This window comes from Leptolyngbya sp. PCC 6406, from assembly GCF_000332095.2.
Classification (GTDB): Bacteria; Cyanobacteriota; Cyanobacteriia; order Phormidesmidales; family Phormidesmidaceae; genus PCC-6406.
The window spans coordinates 2,200,663-2,206,833 of record NZ_KI913949.1 but is presented as its reverse complement, the minus strand read 5'-3'; the positions used below and the strand labels follow the sequence as shown (position 1 = coordinate 2,206,833).

General features: G+C 55.2%; 2 protein-coding genes. Both read left to right on the top strand.

Annotated features, from left to right (window positions below; genetic code table 11):
• Positions 1–3,156, top strand: a 3,156-nt coding sequence (locus LEP6406_RS30175; protein ID WP_051463656.1) for a beta strand repeat-containing protein, incomplete at its 5' end; no start/stop codon positions are given.
• A 275-nt stretch (positions 3,157–3,431) separates the two neighbouring features.
• Positions 3,432–6,113: a beta strand repeat-containing protein gene (locus LEP6406_RS0209925; protein ID WP_155834668.1), complete on the top strand. Its 2,682-nt coding sequence runs from the start codon at positions 3,432–3,434 to the stop codon at positions 6,111–6,113.
• Positions 6,114–6,171: the final 58 nt, after the last annotated feature.

Here is a 6,171-nt window from a genome sequence, read left to right as displayed (position 1 = left end):
CCCAGTGGATTTGTCTTCGGAGCCGGAGCCAGCCTGAATGTCCCCGGCTCCTTTGTCGCTAGCACCGCAGAGAATGTTCTGTTTGCCAATGGTGAACGCTTTGGCGTCGATGGCACCACCCCGAATCCGCTATTGACCATCACGACGCCCTTGGGGCTGCAAACCGGGGGGGTGCCTTCAGGATCTACCATTGTCAATCGTGGCAACTTGAGTGTGGCCGCAGATTTAACCCTCGTGGCCGATCGCTTGGACCTACAGGGACAGTTGCTGGCGGGCCGGGATCTGTCCCTAACGGCCAGCGATACCGTACAAATTCGCGACACTACCACGGCGGCATTTCAAGCTCAAGCAGGGCGAGATTTAACCATTCAAGGCAATCAACAGATTGATATCTTGGCCCTAAACCATCCCACCACCCCGTTTCAAAGTGGCGGCAACCTGCGGCTGATTAGTAATGGAGCCATTTCAGGGGATGCCCATTTTCTCAGCGGCGGTAGCCTGCAATTTCAGACCTTAGGGGGCAACCCTGGTGATTTTGTCAGCCTCTATGACCCGATCATTTATGCCAATGGGGATGTAGTTTTTGGTAACTACACCGGCGTAGCCCTGAAGGTAGAGGCCACGGGCAGTATTCAGGGGGGCAATATCACGATCACAGGACCAGATATCAGTGGCGCGATTCCGGCGAGTGATCCAGATTTTGCTATTTTGACCACGCAACCAGCGGCAATTTTGCGGGCGGGGGTGGCGTCAGTGCCTAGCCCCAATACCCCTTTTAGTGGCGGGGGCACTAGTTTTGCCAGTGGCACTGCTGGGCTACCAACCGGCAGCATTGTTGTGGGGTCTGTTACCACGGCTAATATCCTGGGGGGCGATGGCGGAGCCATCATCCTGACGGCAGCAGGGGACATCGTGACGGGACCATTGGACACCACTGCGCTCTCGTTCGCTGGCAATAGTGGTCAATCAGGGTCGGTAACCCTCGCCGCCAACGGCAATCTCACGGTCAACGGTGGTATCTCTGCCCCTTCGCTGGCACTGACGGGAGTCAGCAGCAACGGTGGCACGGGGGCGATCTCGCTATCGAGTGCCAATGGGAATCTTACGATCAATGGCTCGGTTCTAGCCACGTCCTTGGCACCGGGCACAGTAGGTAGTTCAGCGCCCATCACCCTCACCACCAGTAATGGTAATCTGGTCGTCACAGGTAACGTCCTCTCCAGCAACCAGGCATCTGTAGCAACGGCGATCCCTGGCAATGCGGCCAACATCAGCCTATTGGCCACCAACGGCAATCTCTCGGTCAATGCCGTGCAGTCAACGACCATTAATTTCGGGGCTGCAATAGGTGGACGTGCGGGCAATACTGGGGCGATTACCCTAGCGACGACCAATGGCAATCTTTCGGTCAATGTCGTACGGTCTACCGCTCTTGGAACTACAGGCAATACCGGAGACATCACCCTATCAGCCACCAACGGCAACCTCTCTGTGCTGGTGGAAGCCTCGTCGGCTACGGCTAGTTTCAGCGGCTCTGGAGGCAGTGCGGGCAACATTGCCCTCAGCACCACCCAAGGAAACTTGGTGGCGCAAGGGGATATTCAATCGTTGGCGGTGGTGTTAGGCACGGGGACAGGCGGCAATGCGGGGGCCGTCACCCTGACTAGCGCCAACGGCAATTTGATTACCCAGGGGGATATCTCATCAGTGGCCTATTCAGAGGATGGCAATGCGGGCAGCGCCGGGGCCGTCACCCTCTCTGCGCCCCAAGCCAGCATCCTCGGTAATGGCAACAATCTACGCTCCATTGCTGCGGCTCCGTTGGGGACAGCGGGCAATGGCAATGACATTATACTCACAGCCCGGAACCAAATCTCCAATGTCAACCTCTTGACCACCTCGTCTTCGGCCCAAGCGGGAACGGTGTTGGTGCAGGGTACTGGAGACTTAACCCTGGACAACACCAACATCTTGACCAGTCAACAGGTGCAGGTGACCGTGCCCGCTGTCGGCCCCATTACCTTGCCCCTAGGCACCACCGGCCAGTCGGGGGATGTCACGGTCACCAGCCTCGGCAACCTCATCTTGATCAATAGCGCGATTGAGAGCGACACCAGAACCAATGCCCCGGCGGGCACGGTTACCCTGACCACGCCGGGACAGTTACAACTCAACAACAGCACTGTGGTGAGCGGTACCAGTAGTGCAGGCCAAGCTGGAAATATCAATGTCTTGGCTCCCCAACTCACCCTGACCGGGGGATCTCGTTTGGCGGCAACCACTGCCCTGGGCTCCACTGGGCAGGGCGGTAACATTACCGTCGGGGCCAGTACGGCGCGCTTGCAGGACGGGTCTGTCATTGCCGTGGATAGTTTGGGCACGGGCGATGGTGGCAATATTGCCATCCGAAGTGACCGTCTTATCCTGCAAAACCAGTCAACCTTAACCGCAGAAACAGCCAGTGCTCAGGGGGGCAACATTACCCTTACTACGCGAGATCTGTTGCTGCTACGAAACAATAGCCTCATTTCTACGACAGCAGGCACCGCCCTCGGGGGCGGCAACGGCGGCAATGTCACGATTAATACCCCCAATGGCTTTGTGGTAGCCGTTCTATCAGAAAACAGTGATATTCGTGCCAATGCTTTTACCGGCAATGGCGGCAATATCAACATCACCGCCCAGGGGATTCTGGGACTGCAATTTCAGCCCAGCGATACGCCCAATAGTGACATCACCGCCAGTTCTCAATTTGGCCTGAGTGGCACCGTCACGATTGAAACCCCAGGCTTAGACCCCAGCTCTGGCACTATCGAACTGCCCTCGGACCTCACAGATGCCAGTGATCAAGTAGCAGCTGAATGTGGTGCAGTGAGAGATAACAGTTTTGTCGCCACAGGGCGGGGGGGGACGCCGCCGACACCAGCAAATGCTACCAGCAGTCCGATTTGGGCAGATTTGCGCGACCTCTCAGACTTTATCGACCAGCCCGCAACAACCAGCCCCAAGCTAGCGGCACCCCATCCAGATACCCCGATTACTGAGGCTGTGGGGTGGATTATTAATGCCGAAGGCCAAGTAGAGTTGGTGGCAGTCTCTGATGGCGGCAGCCGGGGGACAGATTATGCCACCTGTGCCGCCAATACTCACACTTAGGCAGTGATTAGACAGCCAGTTCTGACCAGCTTGAAACAGTTCTTAACACTGAACAATAGTTGCCTGAAAACCCCAGCCCAGTTGATGCGGGTTCGGTGATGAAGAAGCCGACGACGAATAGCCATACAGAGTTGTCACATTTTTGCCACTATTCAGGTGCATATAGTTAGGGCTAGTAGCATTTCCCAAAACCCATGCAACAAGGATCTTTTTGCCCATTTGGGCTCGGCACCAGTGTGAGCCTGGGCCTATGGCTCACACTGGCCTGCCCCGCGATGGCGCAAACGATCACAGGGGATGTCTCCATCGGCACCCAAGTCACCCCCGGCCCTAACTACGTGATTACGGGGGGCCAACTGCAAGGTGCCACCACCCTCCTCCATAGCTTTACTGACTTTTCTCTGCTGAATGGCACCGATACGGCCCACTTTGACCTAGGCAATGTCAGCTACGGCGGCACCGCTGACAATGTCAACTTGGTGATTGGTCGGGTCACCGGGGGCAACCTCTCCACCATTAATGGTCAAATCACCTTGACTGGCGGGGTCAGCCCAGATTTGTTTTTGATTAACCCCAGTGGATTTGTCTTCGGAGCCGGAGCCAGCCTGAATGTCCCCGGCTCCTTTGTCGCTAGCACCGCAGAGAATGTCCTCTTTGCCAATAACGTGGCTTTTGGGATTGGTAATACCCCCGACCCCTTATTGACCATCACGGCCCCCACAGGGTTACAACTGGGAGCCTCAGCAGGAACTGTGGAAGTGCAAGGCCCCTTTGCCAACAATTTTTTCACTCGTACACCGACCCTATCAATATCGCCTAATCAGACACTGGCGCTGATTGGGGGACAGGTCAATATCAATAGCGCTAATATCTCTGCCCCAGATGGTCATGTGGAATTGTGGGGGATTCAAAATGGCATCGTCGATATTGCCAACATGGGCAGTTGGCAGTTGTCGAGTTCCACTCCATCGCCCATTTGGGGTACGGTTACCTTGCGTCAGTCTTCCTACATCGATACCAGTGGGGCAACAGGAGGACTAATCAACATTCGCGGACGTGGCTTAACGCTACAAGACGGCTCTGGTATTGGTGTTTTTACAGGGGCAAATGCTCAAGGCCGGGGTATTAATGTCCAGACGACCGAGTTTGTCAATTTACTGGGAGCATCTCATCCAGATAACTATATACCGGCGGGTTTATTTACCAGTGTGTCGGGTAGTGGTGCTACCGCAGGCAACATCACGATTGATACACCGCAACTACGCTTGAATAATGGCGCGTGGATTCAGTCCCTCAACTATGGCGTTAGCTTTCCCACCTTCGCACCAATCAACAACGCCAGGACCGGCAATATTACAGTGCGGGCGACGGATGTCGAGATCAGTGGTTTCACACCGTTTCCGAATCCAGCCACAGGGGTTTATACCTCAGGGGCCATTACCACCCTCGTTACCGGGGGACAGCAAAATCACAGTGGAGCGATTACTGTTACCGCCGATCGAATACGGATCTTAGATGGGGGGCGGATCAGTACCGATGTACTAGGCTCAATTGATTTCTTTACTGGATTACCTAGCATCACTACGGGTAATGCGGGAGCTATCTCTGTGACCGCAACCCAGAGTCTAGAGGTTCGAGGTGCTAACCCCAGCAACTTCACGAGCGCAGTGATTAGCTCGATTCAACCTCTCGCTGCTGGACAAGCGGGCAATGTGGTTATCACCACAGGCCAACTGTCGCTGTCCAGTGGCGGAACCATCTCCAGTGCAATTTCGGGGAGTTCAACTCCTGCGAATGCAGGAACTGGCATGGCAGGCAATGTCACCATTAATGCCACTGATGTGCAAGTCAGCGATCCTGTAGTGGATTTGTTTAGCCAGAGCGTCAGCGGCATCACCGTGTCTTTGGGGCAAAATGCCACAGGTCAGGGTGGCAATATCACCCTCAACGCCAATAGTCTACGGGTCTTTAACGGTGGACAAATTACCTCATCTACCGAGGGCAATGGTGCTGCGGGCAATGTCAACCTGACTGTCGGCACCATTGATGTGCAAGGAGTTTCATCATCCTTAGTGAATGGGCAGTATTTGCCCAGCACCATCACGGCATCGTCAACTACCAATGCTCCGGCTGGGGCAGTCACTGTTACCACTGGCGCATTAAGCGTGCGCAATGGAGCCCAGGTCACCGTGACCAATTCAGGGACAGGCACCGCAGGCAATTTGAATGTTACCGGGGGTACCATCTTCTTAGATCAGGGAGGTCGGTTGACGGCGAGTACGGCAGGTGGCAATGGCGGCAATATGAGCTTGCAAGGTTCTGGGCTAATTTTGCGACACGGCAGTGTAATTTCGGCCACCGCTGGTGGTGCAGGCAATGGCGGCAACATCACCATTAACGCCCCAGTGATTGCCGGATTTGAGAACAGCGACATTATTGCCAATGCATTTCAGGGCAATGGAGGCAATATTCAAATCACCACTCAAGGGATTTTTGGACTTGTCTTTCGCCCGCAACTAACCCCTGAGAACGACATCACCGCCAGTTCTCAATTTGGCCTGAGTGGCACCGTCACGATTGAAACCCCAGGCTTAGACCCCAGCTCTGGCACTATCGAACTGCCCTCGGACCTCACAGATGCCAGCGATCAAGTAGCGGCTGAATGTGGTGCAGTGAGAGATAACAGTTTTGTCGCCACAGGGCGGGGGGGGACGCCGCCGACACCAGCAAATGCTACCAGCAGTCCGATTTGGGCAGATTTGCGCGACCTCTCAGACTTTATCGACCAGCCCGCAACAACCAGCCCCAAGCTAGCGGCACCCCATCCAGATACCCCGATTACTGAGGCTGTGGGGTGGATTATTAATGCCGAAGGCCAAGTAGAGTTGGTGGCAGTCTCTGATGACGGCAGCCGGGGCACAGATTATGCCACCTGTGCCGCCAATCCTCACACTTAGGCAGTGTTTAGACAGCTAGGTCTGAGCAGGCTAAAACCCTTGGTTTCTCGTGACTAAG